24 protein-coding genes are annotated in these 21,302 nt (G+C 56.2%); 12 read left to right on the top strand and 12 right to left on the bottom strand.

Annotated elements, in window-relative coordinates; translation table 11 throughout:
- Nucleotides 1–102 precede the first annotated feature (102 nt).
- From N1689_RS04105 to N1689_RS04095, 3 genes are all read right to left on the bottom strand, one after another.
- On the bottom strand, nt 103–744 hold the full coding sequence (locus tag N1689_RS04105) for a response regulator transcription factor (protein ID WP_260058028.1): 642 nt from the start codon (nt 742–744) through the stop codon (nt 103–105).
- A complete protein-coding gene (locus N1689_RS04100; protein ID WP_260058027.1) occupies nt 741–2,216 on the bottom strand; it encodes a PAS domain S-box protein in 1,476 nt (491 codons plus the stop codon). The genes N1689_RS04105 and N1689_RS04100 overlap by 4 nt, the downstream gene beginning before the upstream one ends.
- A 126-nt stretch (nt 2,217–2,342) precedes the next feature.
- Nucleotides 2,343–2,888, bottom strand: coding sequence for an RNA polymerase sigma factor (locus tag N1689_RS04095; protein ID WP_260058026.1), 546 nt, complete (start codon nt 2,886–2,888; stop codon nt 2,343–2,345).
- A 275-nt stretch (nt 2,889–3,163) separates the two neighbouring features.
- On the opposite strand from N1689_RS04095, the gene sctW reads away from it, so the two are divergent.
- From sctW to sctU, 11 genes are read left to right on the top strand one after another with little or no spacing between them, the layout of a single operon-like run.
- Nucleotides 3,164–4,306, top strand: coding sequence for a type III secretion system gatekeeper subunit SctW (gene sctW / locus N1689_RS04090; RefSeq protein ID WP_260058025.1), 1,143 nt, complete (start codon nt 3,164–3,166; stop codon nt 4,304–4,306).
- A 10-nt stretch (nt 4,307–4,316) separates the two neighbouring features.
- A complete protein-coding gene (sctV, locus tag N1689_RS04085; protein ID WP_260058023.1) occupies nt 4,317–6,440 on the top strand; it encodes a type III secretion system export apparatus subunit SctV in 2,124 nt (707 codons plus the stop codon).
- 2 nt (nt 6,441–6,442) lie between these two features.
- On the top strand, nt 6,443–7,309 hold the full coding sequence (locus N1689_RS04080) for an FHA domain-containing protein (protein WP_260058021.1): 867 nt from the start codon (nt 6,443–6,445) through the stop codon (nt 7,307–7,309).
- The gene (gene sctN / locus N1689_RS04075; protein ID WP_311202144.1) at nt 7,309–8,667 is read left to right on the top strand and encodes a type III secretion system ATPase SctN; all 1,359 of its coding nucleotides are present in this window, start codon (nt 7,309–7,311) and stop codon (nt 8,665–8,667) included. The genes N1689_RS04080 and sctN overlap by 1 nt, the downstream gene beginning before the upstream one ends.
- The gene (locus tag N1689_RS04070; RefSeq protein WP_260058019.1) at nt 8,645–9,109 is read left to right on the top strand and encodes a type III secretion protein; all 465 of its coding nucleotides are present in this window, start codon (nt 8,645–8,647) and stop codon (nt 9,107–9,109) included. Before sctN ends, N1689_RS04070 begins: the two co-directional genes overlap by 23 nt.
- On the top strand, nt 9,106–9,645 hold the full coding sequence (locus N1689_RS04065) for a type III secretion system HrpP C-terminal domain-containing protein (RefSeq protein ID WP_260058018.1): 540 nt from the start codon (nt 9,106–9,108) through the stop codon (nt 9,643–9,645). The genes N1689_RS04070 and N1689_RS04065 overlap by 4 nt, the downstream gene beginning before the upstream one ends.
- Entirely contained in the window at nt 9,642–10,685 is a 1,044-nt protein-coding gene (locus tag N1689_RS04060; protein WP_260058016.1) for a FliM/FliN family flagellar motor switch protein, read from the top strand. Before N1689_RS04065 ends, N1689_RS04060 begins: the two co-directional genes overlap by 4 nt.
- 5 nt (nt 10,686–10,690) lie before the next feature.
- On the top strand, nt 10,691–11,344 hold the full coding sequence (gene sctR / locus N1689_RS04055; RefSeq protein WP_260058014.1) for a type III secretion system export apparatus subunit SctR: 654 nt from the start codon (nt 10,691–10,693) through the stop codon (nt 11,342–11,344).
- A 7-nt stretch (nt 11,345–11,351) separates the two neighbouring features.
- On the top strand, nt 11,352–11,612 hold the full coding sequence (gene sctS / locus N1689_RS04050) for a type III secretion system export apparatus subunit SctS (protein ID WP_260058012.1): 261 nt from the start codon (nt 11,352–11,354) through the stop codon (nt 11,610–11,612).
- Entirely contained in the window at nt 11,612–12,427 is an 816-nt protein-coding gene (sctT, locus tag N1689_RS04045; protein ID WP_260058010.1) for a type III secretion system export apparatus subunit SctT, read from the top strand. The genes sctS and sctT overlap by 1 nt, the downstream gene beginning before the upstream one ends.
- Entirely contained in the window at nt 12,424–13,509 is a 1,086-nt protein-coding gene (gene sctU / locus N1689_RS04040) for a type III secretion system export apparatus subunit SctU (protein ID WP_260058008.1), read from the top strand. Before sctT ends, sctU begins: the two co-directional genes overlap by 4 nt.
- Before the next feature lie 330 nt (nt 13,510–13,839).
- Here the strand turns inward: sctU and hrpT are convergent, their stop codons facing one another.
- From hrpT to N1689_RS03995, 9 genes are all read right to left on the bottom strand, one after another.
- A complete protein-coding gene (gene hrpT, locus N1689_RS04035; RefSeq protein WP_260058007.1) occupies nt 13,840–14,025 on the bottom strand; it encodes an HrpT family type III secretion system protein in 186 nt (61 codons plus the stop codon).
- 17 nt (nt 14,026–14,042) lie between these two features.
- The gene (gene sctC / locus N1689_RS04030) at nt 14,043–16,085 is read right to left on the bottom strand and encodes a type III secretion system outer membrane ring subunit SctC (RefSeq protein WP_260058091.1); all 2,043 of its coding nucleotides are present in this window, start codon (nt 16,083–16,085) and stop codon (nt 14,043–14,045) included.
- Between the two features lie 30 nt (nt 16,086–16,115).
- Nucleotides 16,116–16,343 carry an HrpF protein gene (locus N1689_RS04025; RefSeq protein ID WP_069026120.1) on the bottom strand — a complete coding sequence of 76 codons (228 nt, stop codon included), beginning with the start codon at nt 16,341–16,343 and terminating at the stop codon, nt 16,116–16,118.
- A 75-nt stretch (nt 16,344–16,418) separates the two neighbouring features.
- Nucleotides 16,419–17,015 (bottom strand): type III secretion system stator protein SctL, encoded by a 597-nt coding sequence (gene sctL, locus N1689_RS04020; RefSeq protein ID WP_260058003.1) that lies wholly within the window; start codon nt 17,013–17,015, stop codon nt 16,419–16,421.
- The gene (locus tag N1689_RS04015) at nt 17,002–17,583 is read right to left on the bottom strand and encodes a serine kinase (RefSeq protein ID WP_260058089.1); all 582 of its coding nucleotides are present in this window, start codon (nt 17,581–17,583) and stop codon (nt 17,002–17,004) included. The genes sctL and N1689_RS04015 overlap by 14 nt, the downstream gene beginning before the upstream one ends.
- Nucleotides 17,584–17,589: 6 nt before the next feature.
- Entirely contained in the window at nt 17,590–18,354 is a 765-nt protein-coding gene (gene sctJ, locus N1689_RS04010) for a type III secretion system inner membrane ring lipoprotein SctJ (RefSeq protein ID WP_260058002.1), read from the bottom strand.
- A 5-nt stretch (nt 18,355–18,359) separates the two neighbouring features.
- Nucleotides 18,360–18,728, bottom strand: a complete 369-nt coding sequence (locus N1689_RS04005) for an EscI/YscI/HrpB family type III secretion system inner rod protein (protein ID WP_260058001.1) — start codon at nt 18,726–18,728, stop codon at nt 18,360–18,362.
- A gap of 63 nt (nt 18,729–18,791) precedes the next feature.
- Nucleotides 18,792–19,031 carry a hypothetical protein gene (locus N1689_RS04000; protein WP_058956631.1) on the bottom strand — a complete coding sequence of 80 codons (240 nt, stop codon included), beginning with the start codon at nt 19,029–19,031 and terminating at the stop codon, nt 18,792–18,794.
- A 141-nt stretch (nt 19,032–19,172) separates the two neighbouring features.
- Entirely contained in the window at nt 19,173–20,165 is a 993-nt protein-coding gene (locus N1689_RS03995; protein ID WP_260057998.1) for a sigma 54-interacting transcriptional regulator, read from the bottom strand.
- Between the two features lie 461 nt (nt 20,166–20,626).
- Here N1689_RS03995 and N1689_RS03990 point away from each other — a divergent pair, with 461 nt between their 5' ends.
- Nucleotides 20,627–21,298, top strand: coding sequence for a hypothetical protein (locus tag N1689_RS03990; protein ID WP_260057996.1), 672 nt, complete (start codon nt 20,627–20,629; stop codon nt 21,296–21,298).
- Nucleotides 21,299–21,302: the final 4 nt, after the last annotated feature.

Here is a 21,302-nt window from a genome sequence, read left to right as displayed (position 1 = left end):
CGGGCGTAAAATTCATGCGGAGACGTCCTCTCCACCAGCCGAGCTTCAAAACAGGCTCAGATCGACCCCGCCCCAGGCGTATCAGACGGTGCCTTCAGCATGTTATTGCACCAGGTTATGCTGCAGGGAATATTTCACAATATGGGCATTATTGGTAAATTTCATTCGCTTCATCATGCGTGACTTATAGGTGCTGACGGTTTTATTGCTGATGGAGAGCGCATCGGCTATCGCATTAATCGACTCCCCGTGGGCCAGCATGATCATGATTTGCCGTTCGCGCATCGTCAGGCTCTCATGAGGCGCACGATTATTGCTCTGGTAGTCAGAGAAAATAATCTCCTGTGCCAGATCGTGATCGATATAGCGTGATCCCTGCGCCACGGTACGAATCGCGTTGAGTAAAACATCAGGTGCTTTGTCTTTGGTGATATAGCCCAGCGCGCCATTATTTAACACCCGCCGGGTAATCTGCGGTTCGTTGTACATACTCAATACCAGAATGTGCAGCCCAGGATAGAGAGGCATCAGGCGGGTAATCAGATCTTCTCCGCTCATGCCAGGCATCGAGATATCCAGCAGCAGCAGATCGACTTCGTGCTGACGCAGACGCTCCAGCACCTGGCCGCTATCCGATGCTTCGCATACCACGTCGATATTGTCATCAAGAGCAAAAATTTGCTTCAGGCCCTCGCGCATAATGGCATGATCGTCGGCAATCATCAGACGTATGCATTTACTCATGGGTTAATACTCCCGGTTTTCGGACTGGATGCTTCTGATTTAACGCTTACAGAGAGGGGGAACTTCAGTTTAACCCGGGTCCCTTTTCCGGGCGTGCTATCGATGGTCGCTTCTCCATTTAGCATGCGTCCTCGCTCCCTGATGCCGTGCAGCCCACACGTCCCTTTCTTCACACGATTCAGATGAAACCCTTTACCGTTATCGACCACTTCGATGAGCAGCGCATCCGGCTTGAGTTTGACGAAGATATACACATTGCTGGCTCTGGCATGGCGGATGACATTGGTGAGGGACTCCTGTACCACGCGAAAGGCCGCCGTCAGCGTCGCCTCATCCAGCACCACGGTGTGTTCATCAGGTGCCAGCAAAATGCAGCGGATACCATTGTCTTTTATAAACTGATCGCGCAACCATTCCAGCGCCGGAATTAACCCAAGATTGAGAACATTAGGCCGCAGGCGCGTCGAAACATCGCGCACCACCTGAATCGTGCTGTCCAGATGCACCATCAGCTGCTGGATTTTTGCCTGCTGCGCTTTGCCAGACTGATCTTTACGCATCGCCAGCAGCGACAATCCGGTGCGCAGCGCGGTTAAATGCTGCCCCAGCTCGTCATGAATATCACGCGCAAGCTGTTTTTTTTCCGCTTCCCGCGCCCGCTCCAGATTATGAGTTAACTGCCGCAACTCCTCTTCGGTCTTGCGGATTGCGGTGATATCGCGCCCAACCGCCAGCACGCTAACCAGCTCGCCCTGTAAATCATATTCCGGCACGCAGCGCACATGCAGGGTGCGTTTATCACCCTGATGCTTTACCACCAGCTCATCTTCGGCCACTTTCTCATCAACCATCGTGCGTGAGACCAGCTTAAACAGGCTCAGTCCAATCCCCCCGCGCTGCACGCTTTCGGTCAGCGGCATCCGACTGATATCGTTTTCGCTAAGATTAAACCAGCTGCGGACCGCCAGGTTGGCATAGAGGCAACGGGTCTGCAAATCAAAACGTAAAATGAGGTCGGGAGAATTTTCCACTACCTGATGCAGCTGTTTTTCCCGCAGTTGCTGCTGCTCTTTTTGCCTACGAATTTCATGCATATCACGCACAATGCATAAGATATGCAGCTCATCATCCTGGTGATATCCGCTACAACTCACCTCTACGGGAAAAACGTCATGCCGACCGGTATGATGTGAAGTGAATTGTATCCCTTCAGGGCGGGTACTCAGTTTCCACCACAGGGCAAAAACATCATTGTCGCGCAGTTCTTTATCTATGATGTCAAAGCTAAGTTGCGAAAATGCCTCACGGGAATATCCCGTCAACTGGCAGGCTTTATCGTTGACATATTTGATATGCAGCTGGCTGTCTATCAAATATATCGCATCATGAATTTTGTTTAAGGCAATATTTGATAAGCCGGTGATATTAATTTCGTGATTTTCATTCTGACCAGATACACCCTGTAAAAGCATTATTCCCTCCACGAATTTATCATGCCGCAGAGAATAACGTCCCGACGGCATAATAGTCATAACCCGCTAAATATTAACGAGCTGATAAGCTTAGCAGTTAAATTGCCATTTATCGTAAGCCCAGGTTCATGCGTAAATTCTCCCTTTCAATGTTTCCCGCGCGCGTGAGAGTCGGGAACGCACGGTGCCGACCGGGATGGCTAAATGCTGAGCGATATCCTGATAGCTGCCCTCCTCCTCCACAAGGATAGACAGCATAACCCTGACGTCTTTCGGCAAAATTTCCAGGGAGGCCAGCGTATGACTCAGTAATTGCCTGTTTTCCGTCAGATCGCTGGGATCGTTATCCAGCATCAGATCGGCGACAACCTCATCATTAAGGTTATCAAACAGATAGTGCATCTGTTTCGACTTGTAATAGTTGCGAATTAAATTAACTGCGATGCCAAACACCCAGGTTTCCGGACGGGATGCGCCGCGAAACTTATGGCAGTTAGACAACACTTCCAGACAGGTCATTTGCAGGATGTCATCAGCATCTTCATGGCTGGCAATACGTTTTCGAATGAAATTTAACAGCTTCTTATTATGCGTAATGAAGATCTCATCCCAGTTTACGTTAATTGATAAGGGTGACTCTGCGACAGCGGATACGAGCGTTGAATTAATCATTTTCTTATCTCTCTGAGTAGTGGCTATTGATTGCCTGACATAGCAAGAGATATGCCATCCGCCGCTCAGCAAATAACCCACTGTTTATGAAAACAATTAATTCTTAATACAGAATTATCTGAGACAGTTTTTACCTTTCCTTATCGCTGAATAATGCAAAAAATTGCACTGATTTCCTGGCGAAATTATTCGCCCTTTTTTTTACTGCTTTTTTCGGAACCGACAGGCGTGCTTTGACACAGAAAGAGAGTAATAACCACTGAGGATGGCTGGCGATGCTCAAAATACAACATGCGATACCGGCGCTGGCGCACTCGCTAAAAGCTCTGCATAAAAATACGCCACAGGCAGCAGGTAAAAACGACCTGCCGGATAATGTCCGCGCGCGGGAATCGTCACTGAATGACGCGATGGAAGAAATTGGTGCCACGTTCAGTGAAAAGATGGAGCGCAGGCAAAAGGCGCAGAACCGCCGTAACGCATCACGTAACCCGCAGCGTGGCAGACAGGCACTCGGCAAAGTCGGTGAGCTGAATGCGCTATTTTCCCTGCTCGATGGCGGCGATGAACAGCAAACGCTGGAGCAGATGGCGTGGCTGCGCAGCGTCCTGCGCCAGAATCCGCCACCGGATAGCGACACACTCCTTGAAAAGACCGGCGGCGATCCGGCACGTACCGCCCTGTTACTGCGTATGCTCGGCGAACAGGCACAGGATGAAGGCGACGGAGAACTGGCCGGGCTGGCCGGAACCCAGCTGAATAAGCTACAGCAGACTCACGGCCAGGCCATTCGTGCAGGCAACAACACGGCGTCAGCCATCGCCGGGTACACCTGCGATCCGCAGCGTAAACAGTCGTTGCGCAACCTCTATTACGACGGCATCGTCCACCAGCAGTCCGCAACAAGGATGCTGGATATGCTACTGGAGCTGATCGGCTCACGTCATCTGATACCGACGCTGCGTACTATGCAGCGCGCGCTGGCGGATGATATCGCCGCGCTTGCCCCCTCAATCAGCGTCATGACTCTCGGACGTATCCACCGCGGACTGCGCGATGCTGCCGGGATAAGCCAGACGCTAAGCGACAGCACGACTTTTTTGCAGCGTATGCGCAGCAAATTGCCCGGTGTTGCCATGAACAGCCTGACTCTGGCGCGCCGGATGTTGCAAATCAGCCATAACGGCGCTTATCAGAGTGATTTTACGGGGCTGGCGGACGATATTGTCGGCCAGAACAGGCAGCATCTGCCGCTCTTTTTTAGTTCGCTTTTTCCGCTCCTTCACAGCGTGCCTGCCTCGCTGTGGCCCGCCCAGGAAAACCGCGACAACGCGTTAAAACTGCTGCGCGGCATGATTACGGACGTCACCAAAACTGAGCAGCAACAGCAACGCCGCAACCGGAACGCTGCGTCGTGAGGCAACAAAGATGAATACCCTGTTTCAGATACTGAATCGCATCGCTATCAGCGCCATGCAACGCTCCGAAGTGGTCGGTGCGGCTTTTGCCATGGCGCTGGTGTTCATGCTTATTATTCCGTTACCGCTGCCATTAATTGATGCGCTGATAGCGGTAAATATCTGCCTGTCATCTTTGCTGGTCGTGCTGGCCATGTATCTGCCAAAGCCGCTGGCGTTCTCGACCTTTCCCGCCGTGCTGCTGCTCACCACCATGTTCCGTCTGGCACTCTCAATCTCCACCACCCGCCAGATCTTAATTCAGCAGGATGCGGGCCATGTGGTGGCGGCTTTCGGTAATTTTGTGGTGGGCGGCAACCTTGCAGTTGGGATGGTGATGTTCCTGATCCTGACTGTGGTGAACTTCCTGGTCATTACCAAAGGTTCCGAAAGGGTAGCCGAAGTGGCCGCGCGTTTTACCCTTGATGCGATGCCCGGTAAGCAGATGTCCATCGACAGCGATCTGCGCGCCGGACTGATTGATGGGGTACAGGCCAGAAACCGGCGTAATGAACTGGCAAAAGAGAGTCAGTTATTCGGGGCGATGGATGGCGCGATGAAGTTTGTTAAAGGTGACGCCATCGCCGGGCTGGTGATTGTCGTGATTAACCTGATTGGCGGCATCAGTATTGGCGTGCTGCAGCTGGGCATGCCGGCCGGCGAAGCGATGCATATCTACTCGATTCTGACCATCGGTGACGGACTGATTGCGCAGATCCCTGCGCTGCTGATCTCGCTGACCGCCGGGATGCTGATTACCCGCGTCTCGTCCGACGATGAACAGACGGTCAATAATAATATCGGCCGCGAGATTGCCGAGCAGTTAACCAGCCAGCCGAAAGCCTGGCTGCTCTCCTCCATGGGTATGGTGGGCTTTGCCCTGCTGCCGGGTATGCCAACGGCAATTTTTTTACTGCTGGCCGCGCTGACGATGATTAGCGGCGGTTTTCAGATCTGGCGCGTCAGGAAGACCCTGAGCCTTGCGCAGCCACAAATGGAAAATGAGGTCATTCCCCCTGAGCTGAACGGCAAGGAGGATTTACGTCAGTTTAACCCGACACGGCCTTATCTGATCAATTTCTCCTCCTCATGGCGCGGCCATACGGAGATGCTGGAGCTGGTGCAGGATATTCGCCGCCTGCGTAACCGTATCGTTTACCACTTCGGCTTTACCCTGCCCGCGTTCGATATCGAGTTTCTCGACCAGCAGACGGAAGATGAGTTTCGCTTCTCGGTTTATGAAATCCCGAAAGTAAAAGGCACATTTAACGTGTCGCACCGGGCGGTGAAACGCCGCTGGCTGGACGAGATCGCGTCCGCTGACAGGGAAAGCGTGGCAGAGGGCGATGCGCGGCGTCAGGAAAACGATCTTATCTGGCTGCCGGCGGATCATCCGCTGCTGCAAAACGAAGAGGTCGAGCGCTGGACCGCGCGCGAACTCCTGGTCAAGCGCATGGAGAACGCGATTCACGCCAGCAGCCCGCATTTTATTGGTCTGCAGGAAACCCGCGCGCTGGTGAGCTGGCTGGAATCAGAGCAGCCGGAGCTGTCGCAGGAGTTGCAGCGCGTGATGCCCCTCTCACGCTTCTCCAGCGTCCTGCAAAAACTGGTGTCAGAACGTATTCCGCTGCGATCGGTTCGGGCCATTGCCGAAGCGCTGATCGAGCATGGGCAGCATGAGCGTGACATCGGGCTGCTGACCGACCAGGTGCGCATCTCGTTAAAAAACCATCTTTGTTACCAGTATGCCCGTCCGGACGGCCTGCATGTCTGGCTGCTGACACCGGAACTGGAAGAACAGTTGCGTGACTCGCTTCGTCAGACGCAAAACGATCTCTTCTTTGCGCTAACCCATGAGCAGATCAGCGCCATTCTTCCGGTCATCGCCAACGCATTCCCGGCTGACACCCCGGAAAGCGCCGTGCTGCTGGTCGCCCAGGATCTGCGCAGCCCGCTGCGCGGGCTTATCCAGGAAGAGTTCCACTATGTGCCGGTGCTCTCGTTTGCAGAGCTGCAACCTAATCTCGCAGTAAATGTGCTGGGGCGTATAGAGCCTGATCCAGCCGCTTACTCGCTTACCACGTGGGAGAGTTAATCATGTTCGAACTGCGCGTGCTGTCTGGCCTGCATTTAGGCGCCGCGTTACCCCTCTTCGGCGATAAATGGCTGATTGGCAGCGCTGATGAGGCCGATCTTATGCTTAGTGATGCCCGCGTTGCTGCCCGCCAGTGCGAGCTGCGCCGGGAGGAGACACAGTGGCTGGTGCAACCGGAGGGCGGGGAAGCCTGTGGCATTAACATTGAGGAACCTTTTCAGGTCGCTGACGTCTGGCTCTGCGTTGCGCGTATCGACACGCCGTGGGCCGCCTGTATGCCGCCTGCCACCCCAGCTAAGCCAGAAGAAGCGGCTGAAACGCCGACTGAGGCCGTTCCCCCTGCCGCCGCCCGTAAAGGGATACTCACCCGCAGCATCCGTACGCTGACCTGGAGCCTGATGCTGCTGCTCACCCTGACGGTAACGAGCTGGGTTTTGCAGCCCACCGTTGCCCAGACTCAGATCACCTCCTCCCGGCCACTGAGCACCCCCGCAGCATTGCAGGCGCCGTTAGAGAAAATGTTGCGCGAACGCGATCTGGCGAGCCTCGTGAAAGTGGACATGCATAACCAGCGGTTGCGTCTTACAGGCCGCCTCAGTAAGCCAAAGATGCAAATCTTTAAACGAATGCTGGAGCGCTTTAACGCAACGTACACCAGCGACCTCCCGCTGGATAACCAGGTCAGGCTGCTGAAGGTCAGGCTGCCGTTTCGCATTGTGCAAATCACCACCGGTAGTCGCGCCAATATCGTCACTGATGATGGGCAGCGTCTGTTTATCGGCGATGAAGTCGACAACCTGCGGCTGGTGGCGATTACCAGTAACCAGATCGAGTTTAACGGGCGCGATAACATTAAGGTGAGCTGGTAATGACGATGGCGCTGGAGCAGTGGTATCAACAGCAGCGGCGGCGGCTGACCAGCTTTTCGCCGGTCGAAAGTTTTGGCCGCATTACCGGGATCAGCGGGATATTGCTCGAAAGCAGCCTGCCCCAGGCGCGGATTGGCGATCTCTGCCAGATCGCCCGGGATGACGGGCAAAGCGTGCTGGCAGAGGTGGTCGGCTTTAACCCGCAGCACACGCTGCTCTCCGCCCTTGGCCAACTCGACGGCATAGCCCGGGGCGCGCGCGTGGTTCCGCTGTGCCTGCCGCACAGTATTGTGGTGTCGGACGCCCTGCTCGGCAGCGTACTTGACGGCTTCGGCCGCCCACTGGATTCAGGCCAGCCTGGCGCGTTCGCCCTGCCCAGTACGGTGGATGATGCGGCAGGCGTACTGGGCGATGCCCCGGCACCCACCGATCGTCCGCGCATCGATACGCCGCTGCCGACCGGCATTCGCGCCATTGATGGTCCGCTGACCCTCGGCGTGGGACAGCGGGTGGGGATCTTCGCCGGCGCGGGCTGCGGGAAAACCACCCTGCTGGCGGAGATTGCCCGTAATACGCCCTGTGATGTCATTGTCTTTGGTTTGATTGGCGAGCGTGGGCGCGAATTGCGCGAGTTTCTTGACCACGAGCTGGATGAGGCGCTGCGCAGCCGTACGGTACTCATCTGCGCCACCTCCGATCGCAGCAGTATGGAACGCGCCAGGGCCGCTTTTACCGCCACGGCCATCGCTGAAGCCTGGCGCGATAAGGGCAAGAGCGTGCTGTTGATCCTCGACTCCCTGACTCGCTTTGCCCGCGCCCAGCGTGAAATCGGTCTCGCGCTGGGCGAACCGCCGGGTCGTGGCGGGCTGCCGCCTTCGGTTTATACCTTATTGCCCACCTTGCTGGAGCGTGCAGGACAGACCTCACGCGGGTCTATTACCGCCCTCTATTCCGTGCTGATTGAAGCCGATTCAATGAACGATCCGGTCGCGGATGAAGTGAGATCCCTGATTGATGGCCACATTGTGCTGACCCGTCGTCTGGCGGAGCGCGGTCACTACCCGGCTATTGATGTGCTGGCAAGTCTGAGCCGTACCATGAGCAACGTCGCGACTCGCGAGCATATCCGCGACGCCACGCAGCTGCGCCGCATGATGTCCGCCTGGCAGCAGGTAGAGATGTTGATCCGCCTGGGGGAATACCAGCCGGGGCACGATGCCATGACCGATGCGGCGGTATCGGCTCAGGAGGCGATCAATGGCTATCTGCAACAGGCGATGCACGCGCCCTGCGGGTATGACGACACACTGCACCACTTAGCGGAGGTAAGCCAGCATGCGCCGTCATCCGTTACCTGATCACGACATCACGACTGAAGAGAGCAGCACTGAATTGCAGCAGGCCTTCTCTCTGCTGCTGCCGATTCGCCGCCAGCGCTTACGCCGCAGCGAACGTTTGCAACGGCAAGCGGAGCAGGCTCTGTGCGAAACACAACGTCAGTCTGCCGAAACGGAACAACAGCTTGAAGTCGCACAACAACATTATCAGCAGCTGCGCGATAGCTTTGCCGGACACCACCAGTCGGGGCTGCAAAAACAGGAGCGACTAATTGGAGGATTGACCCGGGAGCGTCAGGCCAGCGACGCGGTGAGTGGGCAGCGTAATCAGCTGCAACAGTGCCGCGCACAGCAGGTCATGCAACAACAACAGGTACAGCACGCACAGCAGCAAACACAGGCGCGTCTGCGTGATGTGGAAAAACTGGAATATCTGATGGCGCACAGCGAGGCATTACGATGACAGCCTTACCCCACCCTCCGCAAAATCATCCAGCGCCGCCGGCACGCCCGGAGGTGCAGCGCCGTTCGCAGCAGACCGGACATTCAGATGCCGCAGCGTCCGAGCGTAAATCCCGTGCCGAGCCGTTTCGCGAAGAGTGTTCGCTGTTTGATGCGCTGCTGCTCACCCCCAGCGAACCGACGCAACCGCTTATCACCCCGTGGGAAGGCTCCCCCTCTTTTGGGTCACAGTTACCCCATGATCCTGCGCCTGCCGCCTCTCCGGTCAGAGCCTGGCAACAACTGGAGCCCCCCCTGTGTGCCATGGTGGAAAAGGAGCCTGCTGGTCCGATATCGATGACGCTACTGCTGCCCCTTTTAGGCGAAGTGGATGCCCGCCTGAGTCCTTTTGCCGCGGGCTGGGATATCAGCCTGCGTTTTGCGCCACCTGCCATGACGATGATGGCGGCCCACCAGGAGCGCTGCCGTGAGTCCCTGCGCCGCCGGATGGCCTGCGCGGTGCGCCTGCGCTTTGAGCAGCGCGGAGGCAGGGAATGAAACCCTTGTCCCTGCGCACGCTGCCGCGCGAAGAAGCCAGCCTGCGGCAGCGTATCGGCCACGGCCTTGGCTATCCTTTTGCGCTTGCGGGCGAAGCGGGTGAGCTTCAGCTGCGGCTCGCCACGCCCGGCGAGCGGCCACCGACGCAGAGCTTCTCCTGCAAGGCGGGAGGGTTATCTCTGGCAGAGAGCGAAGCGCTGCTCAGTCTGTTTTCCACCTGCCCGCTGCTGCCAGAACCCGGGGCGTGCGCTGACTGGTACTGGCCGCTCTTTAACCAGCATCTCAGCCCGGCACTGCGCGCGCTGTTTGGCGACCTGACGCCGCAGGACGCGCTCTGCGCACCGGTTGAGGGGATGTGGCTTGCGATTAGCGTCACGCTGGGGGAGGCGCAGGCGCAAAGTCAGTTATATCTTGCGCCCGCCACACTTGCGACGTTGTTAAACCAGCCTGGCTGGGCTCCGCTTCCTGCACCGCTTTGCAGCGCCCTGCCGTTATCGCTGCCGATAGACATGGGTGCAGTGTCGTTTGCCCCCTCGCAGTTACGCACACTTCGCCCCGGCGATGTGATTTTCCCTGCTACCTCGTATTTTTTCCCGACTGGTCGCGGCGAGCTTCGCCTTGCGCAATTGCACCTTGAGGGCGAATTGCTGTTCGGGGAGGGGCATCCTGCCCGTTTTCTTATTACCCGTCTGGAGAATAGTTACATGAATGTGACCCCCGAAGATAATCTGCCTGCCGATACCCCCCAACCGGATGAAGGCCTGACTGAAACAACGGTGCCTGTGGCATCACCTTTTGATGCGCTGCCGCTGGCCTTAACCGTGCGCTGTGGTCATCTCAGACTGACGCTGGGTGAGTTAAATCGTCTTGATGTCGGCTCGACGGTCACGGTCGAAAACGTCGTGCCCGGTGAAGCACTGCTGTGTCACGGCGAGTTTCCGCTGGCAAAAGGCGAACTGGTCGATGTCGAAGGGCGTCTGGGGTTGCAGATTACCCATATGCTGCCGGGCGTGGCGAGCGTCGGGGATGTGAACAGGTGATTCCGATGGAGATGGGGCCACTCAACCCGATTATGCTGGCGCTGTTTCTCGGCGCGCTTGCACTGCTGCCGATGATGCTCATTATCTGTACCAGCTTTTTGAAAATTACAATGGTGCTGCAATTGACGCGCAACGCGATGGGCGTGCAGCAGGTGCCGCCGACGATGGCGCTCAACGGCATTGCGCTGGCGGCAACGCTTTTTATTATGGCGCCGGTATTCAGCGATATGACCGAGCGGCTGAAAGCGATCCCTGTCGATTTCAGCAGTATGGAGCGGCTCGACTATACCGCCACGAACGGTATCGAACCGCTGAAAATGTTTATGCATAAAAACACCGATCCGGACATCGTCATCCATCTGCAGGAAAATGCTCAGCGTATGTGGCCAAAGAAAATGGCGGCTTCGGTCACCCCCGACAATATGCTGCTCATTATCCCGGCCTTCGTTCTGTCGGAACTGCAGAATGGTTTCAAAATCGGCTTTCTGATCTTTATTCCTTTTATTGTCGTTGACCTGATCGTCTCGAATATCCTGCTGGCGCTCGGGATGCAGATGGTGTCACCGATGACCGTTTCGCTGCCACTGAAGATCCTGCTGTTTGTGCTCATCAGCGGCTGGACGCGGCTGCTGGACGGCCTGTTCTACAGCTATTTATGAGGTCATCATGGATATTCTGACGCTGTTTCGCCAGGGGTTACTGCTGGTGGTTATCCTCTCCGCGCCGCCGCTGCTGGTGGCCGTGATCGCCGGGGTGATCATTTCGCTGGTGCAGGCCGCGATGCAGTTGCAGGATCAGACCCTGCCGTTCTGCATCAAGCTTATTGCGGTAGGCCTGACGCTGGCGCTCACCGGGCGCTGGGTCGGTATTGAGCTGATGGAGCTGGCGCAGGCTGCGTTTGCGATGATGTCAACGGTTCGTTCCTGATGCTGACAGGTTACCCCCTCACCGATACGTTTCATGCCATCCTCGCGCTGGGACTTGGCATGGCGCGTATCTTTCCCTGCCTGTTACTGACACCAATCTTCTCTTTCAGCGTCATAAAAGGGCTGCTGCGAACCGCTATTGCTGTGGCGCTGGCGCTGTTTATCACCCCGGGCATCAAAGAACAAATCGATGCGCTGGAGCCGACGATGATGACGCTGGCCGGGCTGGTACTCAAAGAGCTGATGATAGGCACCCTGCTCGGATTGTTGCTGGCGATGCCTTTCTGGCTGTATGAGTCTGTCGGCGCGTTATTCGATAACCAGCGTGGTGCCTTAATGGGTGGGCAAATAAACCCCCAGCTGGGACCGGACGTGACCCCGCTGGGGAAGTTAATGCAGCAGGTGCTGATATTGCTGCTGGTCACAGGGCTGGGACTATCGACCATCACCCAGGTTATCTGGGACAGCTATCATCTGTGGTCCGCCACCCAGTGGATACCTTTCCCCACAGAGGCGGGCTTTCACGTCTGGCTTACGCTGTTGGCGAAAATCTTCAGCGATATGGTGCTTTACGCCGGGCCGCCGGTGGCGCTGATGCTGCTGCTCGATTTTGCCATCGGTGTGATGAGTCTCTACAGCCCACAGCTCCAGGCGACCGCCCTGACAATTCCGCTGAAATGCCTGCTCGGCATGCTGTTCTTTATCCTCTATCTGCCGCTGCTGGACCATCTGGGTAATGCGCGGTTGTATGAACTCCGGGATCTTATCCCTGTCCTGTCGCAGATATTTGCCTCTTCAGCCGGGAGCGCACCATGAGCGAAAAAACCGAAGACGCCACACCGCAAAAACTCAGCGAGTCGCGCAAAAAAGGCCAGGTCAGCCAGAGCCAGGATATCCCTAAGCTGCTTATCTCCATCGGTATCCTTGAAACCCTGTTTGCTCTGGTGGACAGCGGGATGCAGCGATTGCAGGCGATGATGCTGCTGCCGTTAACGCGTCTGCGCGACCCATTCGATCACGCCATGGAGGAAGTGATCAGTGATAGTGTCACCGTCATGCTGGTGCTGGTGGGCATCCCGTGCGCCATTGCCATGCTGCTGCGGGTGGTGGGCGGCTGGGTGCAGTTCGGCCCACTCTTCTCCACCGAAGCGCTGGCACCGAAACTGGATACGCTTAACCCGTTTAATCACCTGAAGAATATGTTTTCCGCCCGCCAGTTTACTCAGCTTTTGACCAGCATCTTTAAAGCGGTGGTGATAGGTCTGGTGGTATGGCAGGCGATCATGCCGGACCTCGGTGGCCTTGCTCAGCTGGCGCTTGGCGATCTCAACGGTTTCTGGCAGGGGGTCATGGCGCTGTTTATGAAGGTGTCACGTCGGGTGCTGATGGTGATGCTGATAATCAGCCTGTTCGATTTTGGTATTCAGCGTTACTTCTTCCTTAAACAGCAGCGTATGAGTCATGAAGATATCAAAAACGAGTTCAAGCAGAGCGAAGGCGATCCGCATATGAAAGGCCACCGCCGTCAGGTGGCGCAGGAGATCCTGAATGAAGAGTCGGTACCTGCCCGTGAGATTAATGTGGAAGAGGCGGATGTGTTGCTGATCAACCCCACCCATTTTGCCGTCGGTCTCTATTACCGCCCGGATGAAACGCCGCTGCCGCGACTGCTGTTTAAGGCTTGCGATGAAGAGGCTCGTGCATTAATTGAAGAGGCGCAGCGTAAAAAGAGACCGGTGATCCGCTTTATCTGGCTGACCCGCACTCTGTGGCGCACCACGCGCGAAGGGGCTTATGTTCCACGCGAAACGTTAAATGCCGTCGCACAGGTCTATCGTCTTCTGCGGGAGCTGGAGGATCACTATCTGGAGGAGGTGATTGAGATTCGGGAAGAATAGTGCTGAGTTTAACGCCGCATTCTCTTATCAGGCAGCAACACGCTCCGACAGTAACAGTCGCATCTCACCTGCCTGCCGAATAAAAGCCAGTATAGAAGCGCTAAATATCGCCGGGGTTAAACCGGCAAGCGGTTACTGATAATAACGCTGCCTGCGACCTGCTGCAGGCGGCGGGGAAACGGACGTAATGGAGTAGCGTGACCGGCACTGGCATGCCGCAGAGTGCGCCGCACGCAGGCTTCTCAGCAACTGGAGGGAAATGGTGATGTTCGATCCTCGCCTAAATTTGACCCCAGCGATTCGCCGGGGTCTGAGACTGCCGAAGTGCGATTAGTTATCTACCGTTATCCGCGTGAAGTCGTTCGGGCCATTACGCAGCTGGGGTTGCCACCAGATGGTCAGGTTATGCAGGTCTGAAGAGGGGCGGCAGCCCACGTCATTACACCCACTCTGCGGCTTCGCGCAGGCACTCAGCATCAGCGCGGCGGCGGTCAGCACGATTATTCTCACTAACATGCTTTTTCCTTATCAGATCAGTAGAGGTTTTTAGCCGGTGCGCCGCCTGCTGCAGAGAGCAGCGAAGCGCGTGACGGACGTGACGGGGCATGGCTATCAAAGGCGACAAAGACCTCCGCCGATTCACCCGGGCGCAGTTCTCCACGCGGCCAGACCGCTACCGCCAGCGTGCGGTCGCTGCGGCACAGGCTCTCATCAAAACGCTGCGTCTGACCGGTGCTGTTGGTGATCACCCCAACCGTTATCTGTACGTTGCTGTTGCCATACCACTGATGGCGGCGGAAATCGCTCCCGAAAGCGCCCGGAATGCGGCACAGGGAGGAAAGCGTCTGCCCCGTGCCACCGCTGGTCATTCCCGCTGGCACGCGGTTCAGCGCCAGGTCCCGCATCGCACCTTCCACTATCCCTTTGACGTCGGTGTATTTATGACGGTTAGTCACCTCATCCATCGCGCTATTCAGCTGCTCGCGCGACCCGGCAGCGATATACCGGGTCGGATCGACCTGGTCACCAATTAAATGCGGCGTAATAATAAACAGCCGCTCACGCTGGGAGGTTTCATAGCGCGTTGAGGTAAAGAGCTTGCCGATCAGCGGAATACTGCCGAGGATCGGGATGCGTCGCTCGCGGTCGCCCGTCTCTTTGGAATGGAACCCGCCCAATACCAGCGAGCGTCGCGCTTCCACCAGCGCCTGAGTGCTGACCGCTGCGTTATGGGTTCCCTGCGCGTCGCCCTCTTCATCTTTATCGAGCTTGCCATCTTCCACATCAACAATGAGCTGGATAGCCGATTTTTGTGAAGTGCTGATAGCGCGTGGCGTCACCCGCAGGCTGGTCCCTGCGGTAACAGACTGGATATCCGCCACCCTCTCGCCAATGGCGCGAATAAAGGCAGTATCGCTGAAATCAATCACCGCGGGCTGATTCTCCAGCGTGAGGATTGTGGGGTTAGCGATAATGGACGCCGTCCCTTCCCCCTCCATCGCCTCGATGCTGGCAAAAAATCGCTGGAAATCGGTCACAAACAGCGTACTGGCACCGGAGAGCATACTGGCGCCGCTGGCGACACTGCCGAACTGACCGGCCAGGTTGCTGGAGAAGCGCTTCAGCGCGCTGCGGTCGATATCGACAATCACTGCATCGATCTCGATCAGTTTTTGCGGAACATCAATGGAGGTAATCAATGCCTGATAAGCGCTACGGGTTTTCGGATCGTCACGCACCAGCAGCAGGTTGTTACGCACATCCGCTGAAACTTTACCGGCCAGCGTGCTGACAGGCGCCTTTTTACGCCCGGAGACCGGCATATTGCGATTAATCAGCTCGTTTAAAACACTTTGCGACTGTTCGCGTGATACCTGCTCATCCTCGCCCTGGCCTGATGACAGTTTGCCGGAAGAGGCGTTGCCGGACTGACCCAGCAGTTCATTCAGTATGGTGGCCACGCCCGGCACCAGCAGCTCCTGATCGCGATAGCGAATGGTGCGATCCGCCACGGCTGCGTAGCGCAGCGGGAATGCCATCATATCTTTACTGGCCCCGGCTTCAGGTTTGCTTTCCGATTTACGGGCAAATTCCGTTATCTGGCGCACATACTCCGGCGGACCGGTCACCAGTACCACGCCTTCATCCGGCAGTTCGCCCCAGCCGAAGCGGGGTTCCAGCAGGCCGACACCGCGCAGCGCCTCTTTCAGATCCGGCGCGGCTTCCGGTGAAATCTCGATACGCTGTGAAGTCTGCGCTGCCTGGGGGCTGATGTAGAGAGTGTTGTTGTAGACAAACCACTGAAAGCGATACTCAAGCGCCAGGCGATTAAGGAAGGCTTCCGGGCTGTCTGCCCGTAGTTTACCGGTGACATTGCTGTCGCCCAGCGTGCCAAGATTGACCTCAACCCCAAAGCTGCTGGCAAAATCGTCAAGAATAATGTTGAGCGGGGTATTATCTGCCGAATAGGCATAGGCACCCTGCTTCCACTCATCCGGCACACGAGCGTTTGTGATGCCCATACTCAGTAGCAGCAGGGTAATGGCCGCCAGCAGGCGGCCCGGAAAAGAAAACATAAACACGCCTGACTCCTTGATGACAGGGGCTTAGTTAACAGCGTCGATGATCGCTTTACGGATGCCAAACTTAAACTGGGTGTATTGCGAACTCGCCCAGCTGGCGTTGGACATATCCTGCAGGCGATTCTGGAAGGCATACATATCCGCAATGCTGAACGACTCGCCCGAAACATCGCGGGCAAACTGATAGGCTTCATGATGTTTGCGGTTTGAGTTGGAAGATAACTGACGCTGTAACAGATCGCTGGAACTCATGATGTTGACTCCTCTTGTTGGGCACCCCTGTTAAGTGGCGCGACAAGCGAAGCAGTTCCACTGATTTTGCTTTTTTTATGTACTCTCTTCTGCCAGTGCTGGCGCGAGTTGCTGGCTCAGCGTCCGCCAGCTAATCATCAGCTCACCCGCGTCGGTAATAAGACGCAAGCAATCTGGATCAAGCGCCGGGTCGGCGCACAGCGTCCAGCTCAGCTGAGGCTGCACGACCAGCCAGCCGTTAATCTCCTGCTCCTGCCCGCTGGCGCAATAGAGCGTCGCCTGCTGCTGACGCGGATAGTGACGCAACAACTGTCTGAGCAACGCGTGAAAACGGCGCTCATCATCCACCTCATCGAGCAGATGTTGCAGTGCCTCATTCAGAACCTTTCCGGCAAGCAACACCAGTTGCGTCTCTTCGGCTGCACGCTGTTCGTGCCAGTCAGCAAAGAGCGTCTGAGCCTGCTGCCAGAACCGGGCTTCCCATTCGCGCTGGCTGACCGCCCTTTCGGCTTGTGCCTCGGCGCGTGCCTGCTCGCGGATCGTTTGCGCCTGTTTATGGCCCAGCTCGATGATGGAAGCCGCTTCAAGCCTGAGCGCAATTTCTTCGCGGCGCAGCACATTATCCGGTGGCGCGCTGCCGCCCTGCAGAGGCAGGCTTTTAAGTTTCCACATCGTGCGTCTCTCCCGAAGGGTGTTGCACCTGCCAGAGCGCCGTTTCCCATAAAGGACGCAGACGATGGCCAGGCAGTGAAAGCGCCGGGTTTACCGGCGCGTCGCTTGCCGGGAAGAGTAGCCGCAGGCGCGGCCAGATAGCCGGAAATAACGCCTGCAGCAGACAGAGGCTGTCGGCGCTGTCGCCAGTCGTGAACAGCCCGGCGGGCAGCCAGCACTCAGTGCGCATTCCTTTCGCCAGACGCCGCAACCAGATCTTTAACTCTGCGGGCAGCGGCATGGCGCCGGCGCAAATCTCCGCGACGACAATCAACAGTTGCGCGCGTTGCTCGCCGCTTAAGTCGCTGATGGCCAGCACCATCGGCTCCGGCGCGACCAGTTGGCCTGGTACACCCAGCGTGCGTTGCCAGCACGCGGCATGCTGGCGCAGATAGTGCCTCTGTAAAGGCGCAGATAACCGTGCCAGTGGCTGGATGCGCCAGCTTTCATCAGCCTGTAACCAGAAGTCAGCGTGCCACCAGCGCAACCAGCGCAGGGCAATGTCCTCATCAGGTGCAGCGTTGAGCATAATCAATCACTTCGCCTGCGCAGCCTGGCGCTTACGACTCAGTGCCTGACGAATGAATGAATTTGCCACCAGTAACAGCAGCAGCGCCCCTAAGCATGTTGTAACTATCTTAATCATCGCGTATCGTTCCGGGCTAAGCTGAAACGGCCCCAGCTGCACCATTTCAATTTTATCCTGCCAGGCTTTCGCCGGGACAAAGACAATCGCCAGGTCGCGATCATCGCGCCCGCCCAGCCCCGGAATGCTGGTCGCCACCAGCCGGCGAATGCGCGGTTCGATACTGTCCGGGTCGAGGTTTTCATGATATTTGATAAATACAGAGGCGGAAGCGGGCTGTACCGGCTCGCCGGGGGCAATACGTTCCGGCAATACGACATGCACACGCGCCACCACGACGCCATCAATTTGTGACAGTGTTGCCTCTACCTCCTGTGACAGCGCATAGATATAGCGGGCGCGCTCCTCCAGCGGACTGGAGATAACCCCACTTTTCTGAAAAACCGCGCCGAGGCTGGTCCGTGCCTGATGGGGCAGTCCGGCGGCGTTGAGGATATTCACCGCCCGCTCAATATCACTGCGTGCGACGCTGACGCTTATCCCCTCTTTAGAAACCTGTTTCTCCGCCTCAATCTTAAAGCGGCTCAGCTCTGCCACCACATCGTTGGCATCGTTTTCTGACAGCCCGCTGTGCAACTGGGTCTGATCACCGCAGCCGGTAAGCAGCAACGCCAGGCACAGCGCACAGAAGCATTTAATGACGGCGCCATTCATAAGATTCACTGAAGGTTACTGAGTTTATCGACTGACTGAACGGTTTTGGCGATCACTTTGGCGTTCATCAGGCTTTCGATATAGTAATCAGAGAGCTGCGCATTGGCGCGGGAGAAATCTTCCGCACTGGATGACCGTGAAGCAACTCGGAGATCGCTAAAGGCTTCTTTTTGCGCACGCTGGCTGCCGCTCAGCGATTGCAGAATATTGCCGACCACGCCCGGCTCTGAAGCGCTCATCTGGCTGCTGTCAGGCGCAGGGCCATTAAGCTTTGCATTAAACCATTGAATATCTTCCGCCGACGGTGCTTCCTGGTACATTTCGACTGACGGAACCGGCTCTGAAGTGAGCAAGGAAGATTGAGAAACTTTCATCAGCAAACTCCTGAGGGATGAGAGAGCAGGGAGTCATGAAAAACACCTCCCTGCCGGAGTCGATTAGTACTGAATTTTGACCTGGGCTGCGGCAGACGCGGCCTGCGCATTACTTTCGGCGATGCCGTTAATGCGCTGGAATTCTACATCGCGATCCATTTTATCGGCCTGGTTTTCCTGCATCTTGTCCATCGCCTGTTGCGAACGGACCATATATTTCGCACCGCTGTAAGCACCGGCAACCTGAGTGTAAGCAGAAGCTGCGTTGGTGATCCCGTTGGAAAGTAAGCTAGCACCTGACATAGTCATTCCTCGCGTTGATGATAGATTGTGTTTGGGTGTTGCCTTCATTAAGTAATAAATGAAGCTATCCGGTTCCATCGCAGAGTAAATATTTATGCAGATTAAGCCCTCTGGCCCACGGCAAGCGAGGGGGGCGATCTGTCAGGCGGTAAGTTTTAACAGCTTCAGGCGATGATAAAGGGTGCGCCTGGGGATCCCTAACTCAAGAATAACATCATCAATACGATTGTCGTGCCGGTTCAGGCAGTCGTGGATCAGGCTGCGCTCAATGCGCCGCATTCTGTCTTTTAATAACACGCGCCCTTCCTGCTTTATCTCACAGCACAGCGGCGGTAAGCCCAGCACAAAGCGTTCTGCCGCCGCTTTCAGCTCGCGGATATTTCCCGGCCAGCTATGCAGCAGCAGGGTTTCATCAAGCGCGAGCGATCCTGGCGGCAGGGGTTGATTCAGACGCAGCGCCGCCTCCTGGGTAAACTGGCGAAACATGGGCAAAATCAGCTCCGGTCGTGATCGAACGGTTGGCGTGGCAATTTTAATTGTGTCGAGGCGAAAGAAGAGATCCCGACGAAAACGCCCCTGAGCCACCAGCTGCGCCAGTGGAATTTGCGAGGCGACGACCACCCGCAGATCCAGTCCAATACTTTTGGTGCTGCCCAGCCGCTCTACCGCGCGGTTTTCCAGTACACGCAGCAGTTTAGCCTGCATCGTGAGCGGCATACTGTCTATTTCATCCAGAAACAGCACCCCGTGGTTAGCGCTCTCAATATACCCGGCGCGGGAACTGCTTGCGCCGGTGAACGCCCCGGCCATGACCCCAAACAGCTCACTTTCGGCAAGTGTTTCCGGGATGGCCGCACAGTTGACCGGCACCATCGGGCCGCGACAGCCGGAAAGTTGATACAGCCGCTGGGCCAGTGCATCTTTCCCGGTACCCGTTTCTCCCTCGATTAAGACATCTATGTTTAACGGTGCAATCGTATTTAAAATCTTATACAGATGAGTATGGATATCGGTTACGGGCTCCGGGTAATCCGCCGCTATATGTGGGCGGGAATCAACCTGCCGTAAGACGTTATCCGCACTCTCCTCATCGACAGTCACCTGGTCTGACTGTGTCCTGTAAAGACGAACCATACATTCTCCATTAGCTTCACATAAGCGCGACTTACATGTGACACGCTGCTCGTTCAGCACTTGTGGATGTTCTGGAAGCAGAGCCTGATGCAAAGAATTACAAATTTACCGCGGCCTCACTCTCACCCAATCAGGTCATCCCCGCTATCAGTCCAGGATTATTATCTTGTAGGGATAGACGCTCAGTCGGTAAGGATCACCCTACATGAACCAAATAAAAATCTTTTAAAACAACCACATAATTTATTTGTGGCAATGCTGCTGAATTTTTACAAATCTGAATCTGCATCACAAAGGGAACATTTTTACTGGAACCATCCCGGGACAACTGCCACTCACAGTGCGAGGTAGCATCAGCCTGAACGGTAAAATTATGCAATCGTCAGTAATCAGGATTGCAAAATGTTACCGCTGCTGCTGCCTAATCAATCGCTGACTTATTAACTCTGAGGAATAAATTCATGAAGATTCCAGGATTTGGTGGTGGAGCTGCAAACGCGAATAAAATCGATATGCCTCCGGCAAATATGCCAGGCAAAACGGGGGGCAGTCCGTCAGGTAAACCAGACTTACCCGATCAGCCCGGAAAATCGTCATTACCTTTTCTCAGTAATGCGAAAACAGGCCCGCTCAATTTTGCCAGTAACGCCTTTGACGGCCTGAGCACGCTGGCTTCGCTGACCGGTTCAGGCGGAGGTCAGAAAAACGGCCAGTCACACGGTGCAAACTCGCCCGACATCCCGTCGGGCGGTGGCTTACTGCAGCAGATTATGATGCTGACAGGTCTGCAACAGCTGTTGGGTGGCGGTAATAAGGCGCAGCAGCCGGAGCAACCAGATACGCCTGCGCCTTCACAGGGCACGAATCACAACGGCAATCCGCTTGAGCAGCTGATGCAGATGCTTCAGCAACTGCTCCAGCAGATGATGGGGATCGATAAAGGTAAAGGGTCAGACAGCGGAGAATCTGGCGGAAATGCACCGCAGGCACCGGCTCAGGGAGCGACTGACAATGGCGGGCAACAGGGCGGAATGATGCAAAACCTGCTGTCACTGTTAGGGCTTTCTTCATTGTTGCAGGGGCTGTTGGGCGGCGGTGAGGGCCAATCTTCCCAGAAAAATCCGCAAAGCTAACGCA

The organism is Pantoea sp. XY16 (assembly GCF_025153065.1).
In the GTDB taxonomy this organism is placed as follows: Bacteria; Pseudomonadota; Gammaproteobacteria; order Enterobacterales; family Enterobacteriaceae; genus Pantoea; species Pantoea alfalfae.
Note: the sequence above shows the minus strand (reverse complement) of the source record. Positions and strands in the feature narration are given on the sequence as shown.